15 protein-coding genes and 1 pseudogene are annotated in these 21,600 nt (G+C 47.4%); 11 read left to right on the forward strand and 5 right to left on the reverse strand.

Annotation, left to right across the window (positions count from 1 at the left end):
• The first annotated feature begins 38 nt into the window (after nucleotides 1–38).
• Entirely contained in the window at nucleotides 39–659 is a 621-nt protein-coding gene (gene lepB, locus ACEN8J_RS23405; RefSeq protein WP_029518758.1) for a signal peptidase I, read from the forward strand.
• Between the two features lie 94 nt (nucleotides 660–753).
• On the opposite strand, the gene ACEN8J_RS23410 is transcribed toward lepB, so the two are convergent.
• Nucleotides 754–1,584: a carbohydrate ABC transporter permease gene (locus ACEN8J_RS23410; protein ID WP_039271872.1), complete on the reverse strand. Its 831-nt coding sequence runs from the start codon at nucleotides 1,582–1,584 to the stop codon at nucleotides 754–756.
• Complete coding sequence (locus ACEN8J_RS23415; RefSeq protein WP_029518756.1) at nucleotides 1,584–2,480, reverse strand: carbohydrate ABC transporter permease; 897 nt, start codon at nucleotides 2,478–2,480, stop codon at nucleotides 1,584–1,586. Before ACEN8J_RS23415 ends, ACEN8J_RS23410 begins: the two co-directional genes overlap by 1 nt.
• Before the next feature lie 121 nt (nucleotides 2,481–2,601).
• Here ACEN8J_RS23415 and ACEN8J_RS23420 point away from each other — a divergent pair, with 121 nt between their 5' ends.
• The 8 genes from ACEN8J_RS23420 to ACEN8J_RS23455 all read left to right on the forward strand — a co-directional run bounded on the left by ACEN8J_RS23420 (nucleotide 2,602) and on the right by ACEN8J_RS23455 (nucleotide 11,726).
• Nucleotides 2,602–4,467, forward strand: coding sequence for a cache domain-containing sensor histidine kinase (locus ACEN8J_RS23420; protein ID WP_495594567.1), 1,866 nt, complete (start codon nucleotides 2,602–2,604; stop codon nucleotides 4,465–4,467).
• A complete protein-coding gene (locus ACEN8J_RS23425) occupies nucleotides 4,460–6,106 on the forward strand; it encodes a response regulator (RefSeq protein WP_342434639.1) in 1,647 nt (548 codons plus the stop codon). The genes ACEN8J_RS23420 and ACEN8J_RS23425 overlap by 8 nt, the downstream gene beginning before the upstream one ends.
• A 106-nt stretch (nucleotides 6,107–6,212) precedes the next feature.
• Nucleotides 6,213–7,517, forward strand: a complete 1,305-nt coding sequence (locus ACEN8J_RS23430; RefSeq protein WP_029518753.1) for an ABC transporter substrate-binding protein — start codon at nucleotides 6,213–6,215, stop codon at nucleotides 7,515–7,517.
• A gap of 319 nt (nucleotides 7,518–7,836) precedes the next feature.
• Nucleotides 7,837–8,865 carry an NADH:flavin oxidoreductase/NADH oxidase gene (locus ACEN8J_RS23435; RefSeq protein ID WP_029518752.1) on the forward strand — a complete coding sequence of 343 codons (1,029 nt, stop codon included), beginning with the start codon at nucleotides 7,837–7,839 and terminating at the stop codon, nucleotides 8,863–8,865.
• A gap of 190 nt (nucleotides 8,866–9,055) precedes the next feature.
• On the forward strand, nucleotides 9,056–9,982 hold the full coding sequence (locus ACEN8J_RS23440; RefSeq protein ID WP_495594028.1) for an ABC transporter ATP-binding protein: 927 nt from the start codon (nucleotides 9,056–9,058) through the stop codon (nucleotides 9,980–9,982).
• Nucleotides 9,975–10,685: an ABC transporter permease gene (locus ACEN8J_RS23445; protein WP_069012243.1), complete on the forward strand. Its 711-nt coding sequence runs from the start codon at nucleotides 9,975–9,977 to the stop codon at nucleotides 10,683–10,685. Before ACEN8J_RS23440 ends, ACEN8J_RS23445 begins: the two co-directional genes overlap by 8 nt.
• Before the next feature lie 28 nt (nucleotides 10,686–10,713).
• Complete coding sequence (locus ACEN8J_RS23450; RefSeq protein WP_495594029.1) at nucleotides 10,714–11,451, forward strand: ABC transporter permease; 738 nt, start codon at nucleotides 10,714–10,716, stop codon at nucleotides 11,449–11,451.
• Between the two features lie 161 nt (nucleotides 11,452–11,612).
• Nucleotides 11,613–11,726, forward strand: coding sequence for a putative holin-like toxin (locus ACEN8J_RS23455; RefSeq protein ID WP_016822651.1), 114 nt, complete (start codon nucleotides 11,613–11,615; stop codon nucleotides 11,724–11,726).
• 181 nt (nucleotides 11,727–11,907) lie between these two features.
• Here the strand turns inward: ACEN8J_RS23455 and ACEN8J_RS23460 are convergent, their stop codons facing one another.
• The 3 genes from ACEN8J_RS23460 to ACEN8J_RS23470 form a co-directional block, all read right to left on the reverse strand.
• Nucleotides 11,908–15,498 carry a family 14 glycosylhydrolase gene (locus ACEN8J_RS23460; RefSeq protein ID WP_495594030.1) on the reverse strand — a complete coding sequence of 1,197 codons (3,591 nt, stop codon included), beginning with the start codon at nucleotides 15,496–15,498 and terminating at the stop codon, nucleotides 11,908–11,910.
• Nucleotides 15,499–15,804: 306 nt separating this feature from the next.
• Complete coding sequence (locus ACEN8J_RS23465) at nucleotides 15,805–17,976, reverse strand: alpha-glucuronidase family glycosyl hydrolase (protein ID WP_341071382.1); 2,172 nt, start codon at nucleotides 17,974–17,976, stop codon at nucleotides 15,805–15,807.
• A gap of 35 nt (nucleotides 17,977–18,011) precedes the next feature.
• On the reverse strand, nucleotides 18,012–20,210 hold the full coding sequence (locus tag ACEN8J_RS23470) for a glycoside hydrolase family 52 protein (RefSeq protein ID WP_495594031.1): 2,199 nt from the start codon (nucleotides 20,208–20,210) through the stop codon (nucleotides 18,012–18,014).
• 166 nt (nucleotides 20,211–20,376) lie between these two features.
• On the opposite strand from ACEN8J_RS23470, the gene ACEN8J_RS23475 reads away from it, so the two are divergent.
• Both ACEN8J_RS23475 and ACEN8J_RS23480 read left to right on the forward strand, forming a co-directional pair.
• Nucleotides 20,377–21,321, forward strand: coding sequence for a helix-turn-helix domain-containing protein (locus ACEN8J_RS23475; RefSeq protein ID WP_209947625.1), 945 nt, complete (start codon nucleotides 20,377–20,379; stop codon nucleotides 21,319–21,321).
• Between the two features lie 158 nt (nucleotides 21,322–21,479).
• Nucleotides 21,480–21,584: pseudogene (locus ACEN8J_RS23480) on the forward strand (SDR family oxidoreductase); the annotation flags it as partial.
• Between the last annotated feature and the right edge of the window lie 16 nt (nucleotides 21,585–21,600).

Consider the following 21,600-nt stretch of genomic DNA (forward strand, 5'->3'; position numbering starts at 1 on the left):
ATAGGAATGAAGACTGTGGGAAAGGGTGGTTTTAGCGCATGGAGAGTGGAAATCATTTGACAGATTCAACTGTCGAACAATTGCAGGAAAAGCAGCCAAGAGTGAAAAAGGAGATGATCGATTGGCTTAAGGCCATTATTGTAGCCATTGTGCTCGTGTTCATTATACGTTGGCTATTATTTGCGCCATTTATTGTTGAGGGAGCGTCCATGGAACCGAATTTCAAGACAGATGAACGAGTAGTCGTGAACAAGGTGATTTACGATTTTCGTGATCCCAAGCCGAGTGAGGTTGTTGTATTCCATGTGAGAAAGGAACAAAGAGACTTTATTAAGCGTGTTATTGGGGTGGCTGGCGATACGATTCGGTATCAAGGCGACAATCTTTATGTGAACGGTAAGAAAGTAGAGGAGTCATACATTCAGGGAGCTATTCAGGATGCGCACGCCAAGGGAGAACTATATAACAATGTGGACTTTCCAAATGGAACCATAACCGATTCCAAGGTACCTGAGGGGTATATTTTTGTGATGGGCGACCACCGCAATAATAGTAGGGATAGTCGTGCTATTGGCTTTGTTTCTATTAAAGATATTGTTGGCCGTGCGGATGTGATTTTTTGGCCGGTGGATAGCGCGCAATGGGTTAAGCATAAATAAGGCCAGAGTACAGGCATGGACATCACGAAGACAAGAGGACTTGCGTAAAGTTTACGCAAGTCCTCTTTGGGTCATCTGTAAGGGTGTAGTTGAATCAGCCTTTGACGGCTCCGGCAACAACGCCTTTGACAATGTATTTTTGCAGAAAAATAAATACGATAATCGAAGGCAGCACAGCCATTACCATCGCGGTCATGGCGTATTGCCAGTCGGATGTGTACTGTCCGACGAAGGTATAGGCGGCCAGCGTCAGTGTCTTAGTGCTGGGCGAGCCGTTAACCATGAGTAACGGAAGCAGAAAATCGTTCCAAATCCACATCACGTCGATAATGACAATGGTGGCGGTGACTGATTTCAGCAAGGGGAAAATTACGGAAAAGAAAAGCCGGAAGCCCGAGGCCCCATCGATTTTGGCGCTTTCGTCAATCTCGACCGGAATGCCCTTCACAAAGCCGTGATAGATAAACACGGCCAGCGGAGCGCCGAAGCCCCAATACAGCAAGCCAAGTCCCCAAGTGCTGTCTGCCAGATTTAAGTCTTTCGCTAGTCGCAAGACAGTGAGCATGATGGACTGAAACGGGATCAGCATCGGCATAATGCACAGCATGTAAATCACGGAGCTCCATTTGCTCTTGGTTCTTGCCAGCTTGTAGGCCGCGATGGAAGATATCAGTACGATACCTGCCAGTCCGACGACGGTAATAATGGTGTTATTCAGAAATAGGCGTGGATAGTCAATGAATTTCCATACATATACGTAATTATCCAGCGAAAGCTGCTTAGGCAGGGCAATGACGTCGGTCATGACCTCAGCGAAGCTTTTGAACGAATTGTTAATGGCGAGAAACAGCGGGTACAAAAATAACAGTGATAATACAATCATGCCCGCTTCTAGCAAAATACGTCCTGTACGGCTGCGTTGCATCAGGCTTCAACCTCCCTGCGTTTGAAAATAGACAATTGAATAATCGTAATGATCAGGACTGCAACGAATAAAATCAATGCTTTGGCTGTTCCGTAGCCATACAGATTGTTCTGGAACGTGTCCCGGTAAATATCATACGCAATGCTGTATGTCGTACCTCCCGGCCCACCGCCGGTCAGAGATAAAATGACGTCAAACACTTTGATTGAGTTGGTCAGTGCCATGAAGACTGAGATCGTAATGGAAGGTGCAAGCATCGGTAGAATAATACTGAAAAATCTCCGAATCGGCCCCGCGCCATCGACAATGGCAGCTTCTTTTAGATCCTCTGGCACAGATTGCAAGCCTGCAATATAAATGACCATGTAAAAGCCAATGGATTGCCAGATCGATACCGCCAAAATGGAAACAAACGCGAGCCCTTCCTCACCTAGCCAACTGAGCTGGAAGATGCCCCAGCCTGTACTGTGTCCCAATGACTCAAAGCCTTGCATGAAGATGAATTTCCATATGAAGCCAACAATCACGAGACTGAGGATATAAGGGATAAAGAAGGCCGCTCGCAACCAAGCCGAGCTTTTCAGTTTCATATCGAGAACGAGCGCCAGCAAAATGGCCAGCACATTCACCAATACAATGTACAAAATGGCATACTTGACGGTAAACCAGGCTGCATGTGCAAAATTGGCGTCTCCAAGCAAGATTTGCTTGAAGTTATCCAGACCTACAAATTTCGGATGTTTGGATATGCCGTTCCACTTGGTCAGGGAATAGCGTATCGTCATCAAAAACGGAATATAAAATGCAATCGTAATGCACAAGATTACGGGCAGTGTGAATAAACCGAATTCCAGTTTACTGCCCTTGTCGCCCCGGGTTCCCCTTTTTTTCAGCATAACGCACCTCTTTTTCTCAACATTTTCCGCTCTTACGTTCCAAGCTGTTTAAGATATAATGAAAGTATAGGATAGCTCTAGGGCCGGACCAATGGATTTAAGAAAACAGTTGAGGGTAAAAATGTGTACGCTTTCAAAAGGGGCGATTATCATGATGTCAGAGCGTGTAAGAACGTTTCTTCGCTCTATGTGGAGGAGAATCACGCAAAAATTAGTGAACAAGCTCATTCTACTTTTTACCTCGGTGATTATTCTGGTGGTGGGCTCACTCACAATTATTTCCTATCAGATGATTGAAAAGGAGTCGGTTAACCATAGCATCGCCAGCACGACCAATAATCTGCTGCTGGTCAATCAGAATTTGGAGGATTACTTGGAGGGAATGCAGCAGTTGGCTCTTCCGCAGCTACGTTACAACGATATCATGAACGCGATTGCCAATGAGAACCGGGACTATGCTTCGAGAATGGTCATTGAGAATTACTTGCGCAGCATGTTTTATTCGCGTACCGATCTGGAAGCGATCTATCTGTACGTGGCGGACCGACATCAATACTATGTGGTGACCAGGGAGACGTATAACATTACGGTGCGCAAAGGAATAAACACGGATATTCCCAAGCTTCCTTGGTATAAAGAGGCGATGGCTAGTACCACGAACGAATCATTTCAATCCTTTGTGGGGTCCCGCTCTGATATGGGCTATGTGGCGCCACAAGCCAGCTTTATGGCATACCATCGAGTGTTGAGGTCGATTGCATCCCGTCACCCGCAGGCGGTGCTGTCCTTTTATTACAATACGAGCACCGTGGATGAAATCATGCAGAACATTCCACTGGGCAAAGGGGACCAATTGATGCTAATGAGCCCTAAAGGGGTTCCCTTTTATGTGAACAGCTTTCCGCTATATGAGCGGATGCATGATTCCGGAGTGTTGGCACAGATCGGCAAGGGAGGAAGCGGGCGAGTAACGTGGTCTGATCGCAGTGGCAATCAGGAGTATTTGGTCGTCTATGATGCTGGCGAAAAGGATGGGTGGCAGCTCATTAAGCCCATCCCATACCGCCAGATTTATGAAGCAGCTACGACAACACGAAACTGGAGCTATGCCATTGGGGCTTTATTTTTAGGTGTGTCTATTATATTAGTGACACTGACCTCGAACGCCATTACCCGACCTTTACATAAGCTGTCCACCCAGATGAAGCGGTTTAGCACCGGAGATTTTGGAGCAACAGCTCCTGTGAAGGGACATGACGAGATTGCATATTTGTCGCTGCATTTTAACGAAATGGTCCAAAGAACCGAAGAACTTATTAATGAGCGCTATCGCATGAAGCTGGTCGAAAAGAACGCCATACTCAAGGCGTTGGAGGCTGAAATTAATCCTCATTTTCTGTACAATGCCCTGCAAGCCATATCCACACAGGCATTAAAGCGGGAGATGTTCGATATGGCGGATATGGTGGATGCGTTGGCCCAAACGTTACGGTATTCCATCAACGGCAAGGATATCGTAGCTGCCCGCGAGGAGCTCAAGCATATTGAACGATATATAGGTCTGCAAAAAGCAAGATTCGGGGCGAGACTGCGGGTCGAAGTGGTATGGGAGGAAATGCTGATGGAGCTGCCGATTCCAAGGTTATCTGTGCAGACGTTGGTGGAAAACGCTATCAAGCATGCGTTGGAAAAAGTATCAAGCGATATTCTGATCGTCATTTCAGCCGATTCGAGTTCTACAGATGCAAATGCCACAATTGCAGTCAGGGACAACGGGCCTGGATTTTCAGAGGACAAGCTGAGACTGGTGCTGGATTCATTCCATGAAAAATGGGAAGAACGGGAGAGTGAGCATATTGGTTTGAAAAATCTGAACACACGGTTGAAGCTTTTGTATGGAGATCAGGCAGGATTATTCATCCTTACGGATGAAACGGGAACGGAAATGAGAATGCAAATTCCCCGGGGAGGAAGTAGTCATGTATAACGTATTGATTATTGACGATGAAGAGCCGTTGCGCGAAGCCATTCGTATTATCGGGGACTGGGACCGTCTGGGGATCGAACATATTTATGAAGCGACGAATGGAAGATTGGGACTGGAGCTGCTGGGTCAGCACCCTATAGATGTGGTGATGGTCGATATGAAAATGCCTGAGCTGAACGGTATCGAATTTCTCCGTGCCATCGAGAAGGCATATCCCCATCTGTTGACGATTGTCATTAGCGGCTACAACGACTTTGAATTTACACGGCAGGCGATTCAATCCCGGGTGGTGGATTATCTGCTCAAGCCTATCAATCGTCAGGATCTGAACCAGGCACTGCGCAAAGCAGTGGACATTCTGGAAAGCCGAGAGCAAAGCAAAAACAAGTCCATTAGCCAGAACATTACGCTGAATATGTCACTGCCGAAGCTGAAAGAGAAGCTGTATTTGTCCATTTTGGACGGTAGCTTTAAAAAGCAGGCCAATACGGCGTTGCTCCCATTAATCGGAGCGGATCAGCCGGGGAATCGCTTTGGGGTGATCGTGCTGCGGCTGCTCAACAGGGATGTGATCCGCAGGACACGTTTTCATGGCGATGTCGATCTGATGGATTTTGCTGTAACGAATGTATTAGCGCAGACATCAGATGAACGGTTGAGTTGTTTTAGCTTCCCCCATCCGCGACGGGAGCGCGAGGTCATTTCGATCTGTACCCTGGCCCCAGGACATGAAGAACATATGTCCCTCCTACTGGCACAAGTGGCACAGAAGGCGGTTGTGAACCTGCATGGGCTGTTCAGTATGGTAGTAGCGGCCGGAGTGGGCAAGCTCTGTACAGACGTAGTGGAGCTGGCTTCTGCCTATAGGGATGCCAAAACGCTCATTCACAGCACGGATGTATTGAAGCTGGAAGGGGAATCTATTCTCCATACGGTGCCCCGGCAAATGGCTGCGTCAGAGGAAATGTCATGGACGGAGCAACTGTTGTCGATCCAAAAGGATGCTCAGACAGGTCAGGCAAACCGGGCAAAGGTACTGCTGGGTGATCTGCTGAAACAATTGGCAACAGGTCCTGTTTTCCGTTTACAAGATGCTGATCGATTGATGCGGGAGTTCCATTTTCTACTGAAAGAGGCAGCGATTGAGTTGGGTGCGTCTACATCAGCGTTGAATCAAGATGGAGCTTTGGAAGAACCGGAGCACATGGGGGAAAGCGATTTGTCTGCTGATTTTACGAGCTTTGTTCACTACGGTCAGAGATTGAATCGGATGCTGGAGCTTTACATTGCTGGGGTCCAACATGCTCAAGCGGGGAACCAGCCCTTTGACATAACAGACATCAAAAGGCACATCGACCGTTATTATTTTGAGGATATTAAAATTTCGTTCTTTGCTGAAACCTTTTTTTTGAGTCGGGAATACTTGATGAAGCTGTTTAAGCAGCAGTTTGGTTACGGTATTCACGAATATGTACAGAAGGTTAGGATGGACAAGGCGAAGGAGCTGCTGGGCGATTCCAGCCTGAAAATACAGGAAATTTCGGATATGCTCGGCTACAAGGATAAAAATTATTTCAGTAAGGCTTTTCGTAATTATTATCAGGTGTCACCGTCTGAGTATCGTGTGAGCTTGCAATAAACCACTTTTTTACCCTTAATGCTTCACTAATCTGCCTTTTTAAATTGGAGTATATTTTTTAGAATGATCGCATGGACGTTGATCACAAACAAATGGGGGAGTATCCATGTTAAAGAAGATGATGGCGTTATCCGGCAGTTTGCTTTTGACGGTCGGTTTGTTGAGCGGATGTGGAAGCAGCGGCGGCACGGATGCGTCGAAAGAAAGTGCTGGCGGCAAAAAAGATTTGAAAACGGTTACAATAAATATGTTCACAGCCTCACCGGAGTATACCGATGCCTTTAACGCGTATATCGAGGAGTATAAGAAGGTCAAACCTAACGTGAAGATCAATTTGGAGATCATGCAGGCAGACTACAACACGATTCTGAAGTCGAAAATAGCTTCAGGTAGTACACCGGATGTATTCCAAACGACGGCAGGAGGCGACATCGACACGTATGCGGATTATAGCGCCGATCTGACCAATGAGCCGCTAGCAGCAGCCATGACGGATGCTGTTCGAGCGAATATGAGTTCCAGTGACGGCAAAGTGCTCGGACTCCCGGTGAAGGGGAACCTGTTTTCGTTGATTTACAACAAAGATTTGCTTACCAAAGCTGGGATAACCTCCCCGCCAAAGACGATTGCAGAAATGCAGGACGCGGTCACCAAGCTGGAGGCGAAGGGCATTACTCCATTTGCCAACGCATATAAAGAGTGGTGGGTATGGAAGCACATCTTCATGCACTATGTAGATGCTGCTGCACAGGATGCAGGCGTGGAGTCGAAGCAGCTCGTTAGTGATTTTATCGCAGGTAAAGCAAAAATCAAGGACTACCCAGTGCTGTACAACAACTTCTTTAGCTTCATTGATTTGACGGTGAAACATGGCACAGATAAGCCGCTGGAACGGGACAGCAATGCGGGAGTAAGTGATTTTGCATCTGGAAAAGCTGCATTTATGACGGGTAAAGGTGCGTGGGATGAGGAAGCGATCAAGAAAATTAACCCTGATCTCAAGATTGGCATCATGGGATATCCGGTGAGTGACAAAGCGGATCAATCGGTCATCATTACCGGTGCAGATCAGGCGCTGCGTATCAATAAGGATTCCGAAGTATCGAAGGAAACAATTGAATTCTTCAACTGGCTGTACACTTCGGAATACGGTAAGAACTGGTTCTCCCAGGTAGCGAAGGTGATTCCTCCAATTAAGGATGCACCGCTTCCTGATCTGGAAATGCCTAAGGAAATGGAAAGCATTTTGAAAACGTCGAAGTCCGGTGATCTGTCTGTTAACTACTCCTTGGATACATTCCATCAAAAATTTGGCGAGCTGATGCAGGCTTATATCAGTGGTAACATGAACAAGGATCAGGCGGTTGCAGAGATTGAGAAGGCATGGGTGCAATTAGGTTCAGCACAATAAAACTGGTTTCGCAGAGGCGTCCGTAAGGGCGTCTTTTTGTGTTAGAGTTAGGAGGTCGAGAGAGTGTGAACAAAAAAATATTTAATAATATTTAAATATTTACTTGCAAAAAGTTATTAGGTTGTGGATAATAGATTGTGTGCAATACATCTACAACCTTACGATATACATAATGACTGCACGGTGCAAATACGAGGGAGGCCCCGGTTGGGGAATCTCTTTATTTCGTTTGGACTGTGCCGATTGTGCTTATAATAGACCGTGTAATTTGGAACGCATTTTTAGTTATGTGGTAGAGATGAAAAAGGAGATGAGCGTTTTGAAGACTTCGTTGTTTACACCGTATACAATCAAAAATTTGGAGTTAAAGAATCGTGTGGTCATGGCACCGATGTGCCAATACTCGGTCACAGCCAAGGATGGGATTCCGAATGATTGGCATCATGTTCACTACCTAAGCCGAGCAATTGGAGGCACGGGGCTGATTATTATAGAAATGACGGACGTGGAACCGGATGGACGAATTACCGATTATGATCTGGGCCTTTGGTCAGATGAACATATTCCGGCTTATAAGAAGCTGGTTGACGGTATTCATGCGCACGGGTCCAAGGTAGGCATTCAGATTGCTCACGCGGGCCGTAAAGCTGAGGATGCAGCAGAGCCGGTCGCTCCCTCGGCCATCGCATACCCGGATGCGAGTTATAAGCAGCCGCGCGCACTGACCACAGAGGAAGTCCGTGGCATGGTACAAAAATTCGCAGACGCCGCCCGGCGTGCGGTTCAAGCGGGCGTGGATACGATTGAGCTTCACGGTGCACATGGTTACTTGATTCACCAATTCCATTCGCCGGTTACAAACAAGCGTGATGACGTGTATGGTCAGGAGCTATCCCTTTTCGGCGTTGAAGTCATTCAGGCTGTGCGCAAGGAAATGCCTGCGGGTATGCCGTTAATCTTCCGCATCAGCGCGGTGGAATATGTAGATGGTGGATACGATGTGGATCATGCTATTGAGCTGAGCCGAGCATATCAGGCTGCAGGCGTAGACGTGATCCATGTCAGCTCGGGCGGAGAAGGACCGGCAGGCGCCAGAAAGCCAGGCAACTATCCGGGCTATCAAGTGCCGTTTGCTCGCCAAATCCGCGAGGCGCTGAACATCCCAGTCATCGCCGTTGGCGCACTGGATGAACCGGCCTTGGCGCAGTCTGTTATCGGCAATGAGGATGCCGATCTGGTCGCTGTGGGACGCGGATTGCTGCGTGATCCATATTGGGCTACTCATGCAGCGGTGGCACTGCGCGGCGAGAAGCCTTCCATACCTGAACAATATCAACGTGGCTACTGAGGCCTAAGTAATCCCACGTTGTTTATATATAAACAAGGCACCTGCAACGAAGTGTACGCTTCGTCAGGTGCCTGTTTTGTTTTTATCGGGATAATGATTGGCAAATGAATAAATGTGATGGTTTTTACATTTTGTGGATGATTCAATCTGTATAATAATTATATTTGGTGTGTATAGGAGGATGAAAGAAATGCAGTATGTTATTGAAACGAAGGGCCTCCGCAAACAGTTCGGGATGTCGGTAGCTGTAGACGATATTTCCTTACACGTGGAGCGTGGCAGTATCTACGGTTTCCTCGGTGAGAATGGGGCTGGCAAAACAACGACCATCCGCATGCTGATGAGGCTGATTGAGCCTACAAGTGGGGAGGTTTTTTTATTTGGCGAGCGGTTGGAGTCGAATTATCCATCTATCTTTTCCAAAATTGGAACGATTATTGAAACACCAGGTTTATACGAAAACCTGAGTGCGCGTGATAATCTGAGAATATGCTGTAAGTACATGGGAATGAAGGATGATGGAAGAATAGAACGTACCTTAACCACGGTAGGTTTAGAGCATACCGGTAAAAAGAAGTTCAAAGATTATTCCCTAGGGATGAAGCAAAGATTGGGGATTGCGAGGGCGCTTGTTCATGACCCTGAGTTGCTCATATTGGATGAGCCAACAAACGGACTGGACCCATCTGGAATTAAGGAAATTCGTCAGCTATTGAAGCGGTTGTGCGAGGAAGACGGGAAAACAATTCTTATTTCCAGCCACATCTTGAGCGAAATTCAGCAGTTAGCTACACACATCGGGATTATACATAATGGAAAACTGTTAGCGGAAGATCGTTTGAGCCGGTTAGAGGAAGGCTTTGAGCAATATACAGATGTAAAGGTAGACGATGCAGAAGCAGTGCAAGCATTTCTGCAAGAGCACATGAAGCAGCTTCAATCTAATGTGATATCCCCACAACAACTAAGAATTCATAGTCCGATTGAAAATACATCTGCGTTAAATAAACAGTTAATAGATCATCAGTTTTCAGTTTATGAGATACACACCACAAAGCAGACGCTAGAGGAGTACTTTTTGACTCTCATTTCAGGAGAGGGTGGGCGACGTGATTAGAGCAGAGCTCATTAAGCTTAAAGGCTCTAAAGCCTTCTTGTTGAGTTTTATAATATTGCTGGCTGTTGTGTTGCTGATGTTTGGATTGAGCGCTATTTTTTACAGATATTCAATTGATAATCTGGGTTGGGACTACTATTTTACAAATATTGTTTCCTTGGTCAATATTGCAGCGGGATTTATCAGCTATTACATTTTAACGGGTCATATTTTTGCAAGAGAGTATCAGGAAAACACGCATCTATTTATGTTTACCACGCCTGTCACCAGGGTTAAATTTTATTTTAGTAAATTGATCCTTATTTATGGATTTATAATGGTGTCCTTATTTCTCGTTCTGTTTTTGTCTGCCTTATTAGGCATGTCCATTACAAATCGACCTTTAACGATGGCTATCTGGGTATATCAGATCCAAGTATTTGCCAAAATGTGTGCAATGCATGCGATGTTGATCCCGATTGCCTCTTTTTTTGCTATACGCTGGAAGAGTATCATGGTGGTTGTGCTCGTAGTTTGTACTGCTATATTTTTGAATTTTATATACAAAAGTGAATGGTATCCTTGGATTGTGCCCTATCTCTTATCTCCTAATGAAAGAAATGCGACTATACCTACCAATGTTTCAATAGCATGGTTCAGCTTATCCGTGACCTTTCTTCTTGGATTGTTTTTATCCATATGGACATATCAAAGAAAAGACTAAATGGAGAGTTTTTGAGAGGAGGGTTACTATGCTTGACCTGGTTAAAGCAGAGTGCTTGAAGCTGAAAGGAACTAAAATTCTATTTCTAAGTGTGTTTATTTTAATAGCAACCGTATTTTTGACTTTTAGTACTTACGCCATAAATCCTAAACTTTCCTTGGATCGTGACGGGTGGAATGAATACTTTATGGATTTTGTATCCTCCGTTAATTTAATAACTGGGTATATGAGTTACTACATTTTGACCTGCTATATCTATGCGAGAGAGTATCAAGAGAACACCCATATTGCCCTGTTGACAAACCCGGTTCAACGAACTCGGATTTACTTCAGTAAGTTGCTCGTTATTTATATGTATATCGCTGTTAGCCTACTGATGGCATTTGTGCTATCTACAGTATTGGGTACGTTTATTACGACCAGACCGCTAACCTTTGAAATTGTTATGTATCAGCTTGGGGTATTTGCTAAGATGATTCTTATGCACGCTATGCTTATCCCGATCATCACGTTCTTTGCTATTCGCTGGAAAAAATTTGTACCCTCCATTATTGGGATGTGTACGGTTATGTGCTTAAATTTTGTTTTGATTAATACACCGGGGAATACCTTTTATCCATGGACAGTGCCGTTATTGTTTTCTCCCCATGTACAAATGGGCAGAACATTCACGTATGTCCCTGGAGGGGTCATCAGTATATGCTTCATTTTTGCGCTTGGGCTTTTTTTAGCGTTGAGAAGCTATACCCATATAGAGACACAGTAGAATGTGTAAGCAGCAAAGGACGATGAGTGTCCATATAAGATTGGCTGGATGAATCTGTAAAATGTTGTCGCTTAAGGACGGATTTACGTGCTATAATTCCAGTAACAACAGAATGGCTTAGGTGGGCGGTCGGCTAATCTCCCGGAAGGGAGGTGATGCCTGTGGAGGTTAAGGATGCTCTGACATTAATGATGATGTTCGGCACGCTATTAATAGCGTTGATCGGATTAATCGTTACGATTGTTATTGCGTTGAACCAAAACAAAAAGAAATAGACCGCCCTGCTCAAGGGGAAAACGGTCTATTTCTGTAGATCGCCTTTGAACAGCCGACCGCTCTTCAAAGCGGCTGTTGCCAAGAGTGGGGATGTTACCAGCATCCTTGCTCTTTTTTTAGTATATCCTTCTATAACTCATTTTAGCACATCTGAATAACCAATGTAACCGAATGGGACCGTTACTTGGTGAAAATTTTAACTTCCTTTGGAGCAAGAGTCACGGTAACCGAACCGTTGTTAATCTGAACGGAATCGTTGCCTAATTGGTTGGTCAGGCGAGTTCCGTTGGACAGATTATCGAAGTTGCCAATCGTGCGGGTTTGACTATTCCAGGAGTTGTTGATAAATACAATGGCCTCGTCGCCATTTTTAGAGCGCTGAAAACTGTAAAAGGAGTCGTCCACCCATTTTTCCTTTTGGCTGCCGTTTTGCAGAGCAGGGTGGTTGTTGCGCACATTGTTCAGCTTAGCGATGTACTGATACAGGTCATGGTTGGAGTTGAAAGCCATATTCTCCCGATTGCCGGGATCATCTCCGCCATTAAAGCCTTGCTCAGTACCTTGGTAGATGATTGGAATTCCGCGTGATGTCAGAGTAAAGCCCAAAGCAGTTTTGAGCTGTGGCCATTTGTCATAGTTAGCACCCGGCTTGCCGGAGGCGTCATTCAGGAAACGTTTTACATCATGATTGTCAATAAATACACCGTTGGTCTGGGCATCGCGATAGTAACGATCATCGGAGTAGCGTTCCTTGATTTTTCTCATGGATTGATCGTGTCCGAACACATCCTTGATTGTATAATACATCGGAAAATCCAATGCGGCATCGAGATATCGGGTGTAATCCCCCACATAAGCAGGGTCGCCATGGAAAATTTCACCCATGGTGAAGGTATTGGCGGCTTGGTCAAAATCCTTTAGAAAACCCTTCGGTACATGCTTGGCAGTATCCAACCGCAGTCCGTCGATGCCTGTCTCATTCAGCAGCCATTTGACCCAGTTTTTAAGCTCATTTGCAGTAGCGGGGTTTTCATGATTTAGGTCATCCAGTCCAGCCACATCACCGTTTTCAATTTTCCATTGGTTGTTAGAGTTGTAGTCCCCCTCTGTAATTTCACCATTATGATGATACCAATCTGTTTTATCAAAAGGGGCCTTGGCGATGCCGTTCCCCGGTTGGAAATCACCTGTGTGATTCACGACGACGTCCAGCATCACAGCGATATTTTTGTCATGTGCCTTACCAACCAGCTCTTTGAACTTGTCCATTGTACCGAGATGCCCGTCTACCGCATAAAAATCATACGTATGATAGCCGTGGTAAGCGTATTCACTCTTTTGCATCGTTACCGGGGTAATCCAGATCGCGGTAAACCCCATATTTTTAATGTAGTCGAGTTTGTTAATAATACCTTGAAAATCGCCACCATGCCACTTGCGTTGATCGCTGTTGTTGGAATTGAAGCCACCGTAGTTATCGTTGGACGGATCTCCGTTGCTGAAACGGTCTGTCATGATAAAATAAATACTTTGTTTGCTCCAGTCTGTGCCAAGGGGAGTGGGCTTGGAGAGGGTACCCGGATCTATAGGAGTGAAGGCGCCTAAAGGCGCCTCCGTTTGAGCAGTTACTTCAACTCCGTTAGAGTTGGGTGCATAGGTAGAAGTACTTACGTTTAAGGATACACCCGAAAGTTTTTCTGTTGGGATAGCTCCTGCCACTTCGTTGAGGTCGGTTGCGTAGGTAGAAGCCCCTACGCTGAGGACGCCCCCCGAAGGTGCCCCCGTTCGGATAGATCCTGCAGCCCCGTTCAAGCCGGGTGTGTAGGTAGAAGTTCCAGTGCTGAAAAGGTAGTTCTTCGAGTTATTGCTGTCCCAACTGTTATTGCCGTCATTAAAAGCAGCTTCCAATTGGGAGGCAGAACCGATATCGACGGTAATTTTGGCATAGCCGCTAATCTCGGCATCCTGCATTTTCACACCGGGTACGGCAGTCCAGTTTCCGTTAGCTGGGCGGTAGTGAATATAAGGCGAGTTAAAGCCTTTTTTGTAGTATACCGTTACCTTGTTAGTTGTACCGCCGCCATCCCCGGGAATCGTACCCGCTGGAGCGCCAGATGTGATCGTTCCCGCATTGCCGCTGTTACCGGGCGTGTACGTAGAAGTGCCCGTGCTGAAGGAGTAGTTTTTGGTGTTGTTGCTGTCCCAGTTGTTATTGCCGTCATTAAAAGCGGCTTCCAATTGGGAGGCAGAACCGATATCGACGGTAATTTTAGCATAGCCGCTAATTTCGGCATCCTGCATTTTCACACCTGGCGCTGCAGTCCAGCTTCCGCCAGCCGGACGGTAGTGAATGTAAGGTGAGTTAAAGCCTTTTTTGTAGTATATCGTTACTTTGTTGCCTGTACCGCCATTATTGTCAGGCTTGGCTTTGCTGATGATATATTGTTTGAATCCACTCAACTCACCGGTTGGTGAGCCATCATTGTTGACGAGATTGTTGAGGCGTAAAAGTGTAAAGCCGTTATAACCGAACTTCGTGATTTTCTCCTCGATTTTTTGGAAGCCGCTGCCGCCTGTTGGAAGTGCATTTTCACCATTCAGGCGAACACCCTTGGCATTCGCGATGGAGGAGACGGTATCAACCAGGGTGGACGGCAACGAATAATTCGGTGCTGAGCCACTATCAGTCATCTCCAGGCAAGTGAATGTCAGGTCTAGATCGGCATCCTTGAATTTCTGAATGAGACGGTTGTAATCATAATATCCACCTGCTTGTTCTGTGCTGTGCGGCATAGCAGGATTGTTCATTTGCCAGTGCAGACCGGAAACTTTGGCCCCGATCCGGACACCAAACACAGAATCGAAGTTTTTGTGGGCCGCTGCTCCGATGACACCTAAATGCTTCTCAAGTACACTTTGGTACCACGACAGAAAATCCTTTCCATACGTGGAATTATATCCGCCATTCGTGTAAAATCCATCCCCATCGGTCGGTGGATTGATTTGGCTAAGGCTGGTAAGCTTGGTGCCCCAAGCAGCATTAAGCTTGTCCAATGATCCGTACTTGTCATTCATAGCTGTGCGGAATGCATTTTTGGCTGTTTCAGTATAAGCTTGGAACTTGCCTCGTCCCGGGTAGCTCCACCCTGCTGCTGGATAGTAGGACGGATAGCGCAATTCCCCGGAAGGACCGCCACTCAAATAAATTTTGGGAATGATACTTTTATACCCGGCAAAGTTTTCAGCGAATGAGGCATACAGCTCATCATATTGTTTACCGGTTCCGCTCCACAATGGGGAAAGGGCTTCACTATTGGCATAGCCGCTTTCGTCCTTGAACTGCATTTCATCTGCACTGCCTTTGCTCGACAGCCAGCTTGGTAGTGGGATGTTGCAGTCATCTCCTACATTTCCTCCACACTTATGCGTTGAGATGATAGGAACCCACTTCAGTCCCGCTTCTTTCACGGCATTTGCATAGGTTTTGTAGTAACTCCAATCGAACTGGTTATCTCCTGCGCTCTCCACATAGCCCCACCAGACGTCGGTAGTGATGGCATATACGCCATTGTTTTTCAACGTTTGTAGCTGCTTTTTAAAGGAACCCCAGTCATTGATTTTCGCCAGCGGTCCCATAACGGAAGCTTGAAAATCATCTGCAACCGCAGCGCTCGCCGTATTAGAGGGTGAGCCAATGAAGGCGGTCAGAGACAGCACAAGGCTTAGTAGAAGCATACACCCTTTTTTCCATAGACTTCGATACAAGGTCAAACCGATCATCCTCCCCAAAGCATATTCTAATTCGACAACATTTTGTAAACGTCTACAAAAATAGTATAAAGCAAGCGGTTGCACAAAAAGAAGAATTTATTGCGCACTCAAGGTGGACAAATATGACATTTTACGTAAGCAACCGTGTGCCTAAAAGTCTACAGGCAAAAAAATAAGGCATAGGTCTGAGGAGACGCATGCCCTTTAGTGATGTGCGGATAGCCAAGCCAGTATAGGAGAAAATGAACCTAAGCGTATAAAAGTCTTGTTCCAGTCTGTATGGAAAGTATTGCCGAGACAGCCTGCTTAATAAATAGAGCGATCCTTCTGGTCGGCAATGCCGCTTTTACGGTAGAAATACGTATTGATCCGATCCCGCCATTCTTTGGCATGCTCAGCCTGATGCTCCAGCCGCTCCAGCACCTGCTCATACATGGTATCATTCAGCTGCCCTCGTAGACTAACCCATGTGTCTCGAAGATGGGCCGCACGTTCTGCACCTTCAAAATGGGTATCATAAATGTGCTGTATGATAGTTTGGCCGGAATGGAGCAAGTGTGTATAAGGAACATGGTGAAAGAATAAGAGCAGCTCATCCGGACAGGTGTCCGTAGATTCATAGATATCGGCATGGGGAGCAAAATATTGTCCTGCATAGCCGGTCCCGGTTGCGGTCGTGCGATCTACTCCAATCCCTCGGCAATCAGCAAAATGGTAGGTTCCCCACTTGGAATATTCGTACCCGTCTACATCCGGCCCATAGTGGTGATCGGGACTGACCATCCAGCCGACCCCCAGAGGGGCGGTGTAGGATTCGTAGATATTCCATGAATCGAGCAGCATCTGCTTAATGGTAGAAATTAAATCTGTGTCGCCTTCGCTATTCCCTTGTCTGCCAAACGTCAGCCGAACCCACTCATCAGCGATTTCCTCCGCAGACAGCTCCGGGTCCCATGCCAGTCGACCATAGCCATAAAGATTGGACTGGGCGAGCAAATGTCCGGTCCAATTGGTGTCTGCACCAATATTGGATACAGCGGCTATTCCATAGTTGGTAGGTTTGGGAGAATGCAGGGCGCCACTCACAATACGCTTGATGGTGGAGCCTTTTCCTTGGGCGTAGGTATCAAAATCCAATACTTCCTTCCATTGCGGAACAAGGTAACATAGATGCTTCTGTTGGCCGGTGTACTCTTGCGCAATCTGAAATTCCAGCAGCACCTGAGTGGATTCCAGCCCACCGAACAGGGGGGAGACAGGCTCCCGCACCTGAAAATCCATGGGGCCATTTTTGATCTGTAAAATGACATTCTCCCGAAACAGCCCATCCAGTGGTTTAAAATGGTCAAAGGCTGCGCGGGCCCGATCCGTCTTGCGATCGCGCCAGTCCTGCTTGCAATTGTAGACAAAGCAGCGCCAAATCACACGTCCGCCATAGGGCTGCAACGCATCTGCCAGCATATTGGCTCCATCGGCGTGATGGCGCCCGTAGCTGAACGGTCCGGGCCGATTTTCGGAATCGGCTTTGACCACAAAACCACCCAGATCAGGAACGGCGGCGTAAACTTCCTGGGCTTTGGTCTGCCACCATTCAGCTACAGCTGGTTCCAAGGGATCGGCTGTAGTTAACCCGCCGAGCTGAATAGGACTGGCATAGTTAATGCTCAAGTAGATCTGTATGCCATAGGCGCGGAATACCGCAGCTACTTTGGCCACATCCGGTAGGAATTTATCTGTAATCAGCTCGGTTTCTACCTGATGGACATTCACATTGTTAATGGATAGCGCTTGAATGCCTACAGAAGCGAGTAGACGGGCATAGTCTCGCAGGCGCTCCATATTTGCAGTAAAGGCATTATTGTCGTAGAAAATGGACCCACCCGCATACCCGCGTTCAATACTACCATCCATGTTATCCCAGTGGTTGATCATACGGATGGGATTAGCTGGATTAGACAATAGGTCTAGAAGGGGAGCGTGCAATGATTCCTCGGCGGCGGGTTTCAGTTTGCCGTCTAATCCTCCTTGAAGGTAGCGCAGCAGATGAAAGACTCCATACAATACGCCTTTGGAGGTCTGCCCCGCGACTATAACGTACGGTCCTTTGAACTCATCGTTACTGTGCAAAGCTGAATATGCCGGATCTGGCATCTCTAGCCCGCGAATTCGGTAGCCTTCCGCGCCCACTTCTGCCTGTTCCGTCGCACTGAATCGTTCTGCGACCAAAGGATGCGTTGGGAACGTACCCAGCGCAATGAATGGCGCATTTACAGGAACGGTACTGATTTTCGGCTGCTGTCCAAACATGGAGGTCAATCCGTGCTGAAGCTCACTCGCAGCCGATTGAAGCACTTCATCTGTCTCATGGACCACGATGACCCTGCACCAGGCGGGCAGCTTTTGTACCTTACTATTGCGGCTGTAATGCAGCCAAGCCGCATAGCCGCTTTCTTTTGGCATATCCATAAGCTTGCTCATATTGGAGCCTCCTTTTGGGCAGGTGAAGATGATCCTCAGACATGCTGTTTCTGATCCTGACTCATATGCTCTGGGAGAGTCAGACGGTTGCCGTTGCCTTCATACAGCCACAAAATAGCGGTAACTCCGCGCGGATAATATTTACTGCCATGGGCAATACCGGAGAGTATCTGATCGCTCCAGCACCAATAGGATTCTTCAGGGTGAAGAAGCCATGAGACGTGGGCAGCGTCTGCGGCCTGCCCAGCTTCTTCCCAAGGCAGTTCCAGCAGCTCGCGGGCAATAAACTGTGACAGATAGATTTTGCTCAGCCAGGAGTTGTTACTGGTCGAGGACAGCTTCCAGCCTCCGTCTTCAAACAGACAAACTCCCGGTACCAGTACAGTTTCCAAATGGCGCCGCAGTGCTTGGATATATCCACCGAACCGTCCATCAGGCTTAAGCGCAGCCTCACATCCTGTAAAGTAAGGGAAGATCAGTCCCTCAATGGCAGGAATAATCTGCGAGTCATTACCTTCCTGAATAACTGCTGGAATATAGCCCTTGTCTGTCATATGTGCTGTGATCGCTGCTGCGCATTTGTCTGCCTGTAAGCCAGCCTCCTGTGAAAGGGAGTTAAGCCCTTTTGAGGCAAATATCTTTTCCAGAGCAACATATACCGCCCAGCATTTGCTGCCCAGATAGATGTTGTTGCGGGACTGACCCAGAGATACGTCCAGACTGTCGTAGGTCGTAATTTCCGCGCCTCCCCGGGTTCTAGAGCTGTCCAAGCCCATCAAGCCGTTTCGTTGTGCCGGGTCGGGGTGATCCCGTCGTAGCATGCTTTCGAAGCAGTCACACAAAACAGGTAGCATACGTGTCGTAAATGACTGATCCTGTGTCTGCTCGATATATACCGTGGCGCAGCAAAGCCAGTTCACCAGTTCCTCGTGGCTCATGTAAGAGAAGCAGTCGTCAATCCCTGCCAGCTCATAACAGGAGTATCCCTGCCGGGAGAACACGTTGGCTACGCCCATATCATGGGTAAACGTGATACCACCGGGATAGGTCTGTTCCTCTCCCGGAAAGCGTACCTCATCCCGATAGCTGTACCTTTGGACAAACCACTCCAACTCGTTGCGTACCGTCCATGGATTCAAAATCAATTCATAATAAAGCTGATCCGCCGTCAGATCGAGGGTATTCATCATCCGATACTCGCCTTCGTTCACAATCCAGATCGGTTCTCCGTCCGCTTGGTGACTCAGCAGTTGAGTACTGCCGTAGTAGCTGTGGATCGCCTGAGCGAGCATAAATTTCTGGTCCGGGCTCAGGTCTGCCGACTCCATCCAGCGATTAGCCTGAACACAGGCTGCAGTCAGGTCTGTAAAATGCTTCAACGCATAGTTTCCCACGTCCTCAATATCCTTGAACAGCTGGGTATAGTAATACGACGCTTCGATGCCTGTTGTCACAATGCCGCCGCGATAGAAGCATATGGTGAAGGCATATGTGCGCTTCTCACCTGCGGGAACGTCCATCAGGAGCGCACCCGTCGTGCCCAGGCCAAAGGATAAATTCTCGGCCATGGTCTCCCCAAGCAGCTTCTCCATTGCAAATCCGCTGGCAGGTACTGCTTCGCTGCTGTTGGTCACAATGGCTGTACTGCGCCCTTGGCCGATGCCTGTGAGTCTTTCCTCCAATGGGGTAGAATCCGTAGTGTCCCTGCGCGGATCTTCTCCTATAATGCGTATGCCGCTATACGGATCACTGCCCTGATAGCCGAAAAAAGCTCTTCGCGCTGCAGTCCCCTGCGTGTTATCGACGGTTAGCTCGGCGAATACCGCCGGAACCAACGCTGCTCGCAGCTCATCCATACCTGCGGTTCCCGGCTCGGGTACCGGGCGAACAGGAGAGTACAGCCGGAACGTCAAATCGCCGGCCTGCCATGTATCCGTTCCTACTTTTAGCTCACGGGTAATGTCGGAATCAGCAAAGGCCATAAGCTGCGGTTCCGTTCGTTTACCCTTTTTCTCCACGTCGTAGCGGGCACTTTCATCCTGTGTGGATGCAAAGAAGGGAAGCGCCTCGTATGATTCGCCATCTCTGGATTGCAGCCCGATATATACATTTTCGTCGGCAGGCTTGCCCAGCTCCAAACCAAGTCCGCCGCGATTACCCTTAAACCCAAGTGTAAAGCTGGAAAAAGAACCGATAGGTGCATGCTGTGTGTTATAAAATATATTTTTCGACATATAATGAAACCCCTTTCATGATAAAGTTCAACTTTGATTAACTTCACTTAGAGCCTAGCATGTCATGTGGTGGGGAACCATTGTCAAATCGCTCAACTATTTATCCAAATCGCGCTGAAGGCGATATACTGGGGTATATCCATGTAAGTAAGCCAGGAGGGAAAACATGTCGTCACCACGTTTACCGAAGCGTCCCCATCATCCGGACCTTACAGCTGCCGGAGAGGAATTCTTTTTTCCCGATGTGCGGACCACAGTCAATCTGTTTGCCATTCATACACGAAGTGTGGGAAGAGACTGGAGCTATCCGCCACACGAGCATCCTCAATATGAAATTAACATCGTGCTTGCGGGAGAACAGATCATGGTTGTGGATGGTCGTAGCTATACCCAGCGACAGGGTGATCTGGTGCTGCTGCGTCCGGGGATTGTTCACTCCAGTCATAGTAACGGAGAGGGATTTACGTATTTTTGTATGCATTTCGACATTGATGATAAGCTGTTTCTCTCGCTGCTGAGTCGTCTGGAGCAGGTGCTGTTTCCAGCTGAAGGCACAGTGGCAGGGCAGATGGGACCAGCGCTGGGCAAGTTGCTCGATCTTTCAACGCCGGAAGACATAGGAATTGGTAGTGATTCGGTGGCAAAGCGAATGCGGATTCAATCTGCTGTGTTTGAACTGTTCGCAACGTTGTGGGAGGCTGTATCCAGCGAAGCCGCTCATCTGCCGGGGCGTGGATATGTGCAGGCAGAGCTTGCCCATCAGATTGCCAGTCGTCTTCAGGGCAGAGTGAATCAGCCCTATGGGCAGGCTGGCTCGGTGGAAAAACAGGATGGGATCGAGGGGATTTCATCCGAGCTAGGTATTAGCGTATCCCATTGTAATCGTGTATTCCGTAGTGTTTTCGGCGTTTCTCCCCGTGTATATCTATCCGGGCTTGTGCTGCATGAGGCCAAGTTGCTGTTGGCTGATCCGCAATGGTCGGTGCAACAAATTGCCGATATGCTCGGCTATGGGGATATTGCGCATTTTAGCAGACAGTTCAAGCGCTGGTCGGGCCAATCGCCGACATCCTATCGCAAAAGCTCGGTGCAGGAAAGCCCATCTGAATAAAAATAAGTATTCCTTTAAAATAGTTATGATATGATCCCCATAGAGTAGCTGAGAATAATACGAATTTACATAATCAACGTGCTTAATAATCAAATAGAGGAAGAGGTTTAGGCGTTTTTTGAAAAAGTCGGAGCATTCGGCCATCTGTTTACACCGGGGTGGGGTATAATGAGGAAATTGCACATACTGTGTTGTATCTGATGGCGAACAAGCTTACCACCGGAAGCGTGCTGTTCCCGGATGGTGGTTATACGTTGATTTAATTCGCAACGAAGTGCA

Source organism: Paenibacillus sp. Paensp38 (genome assembly GCF_059491915.1).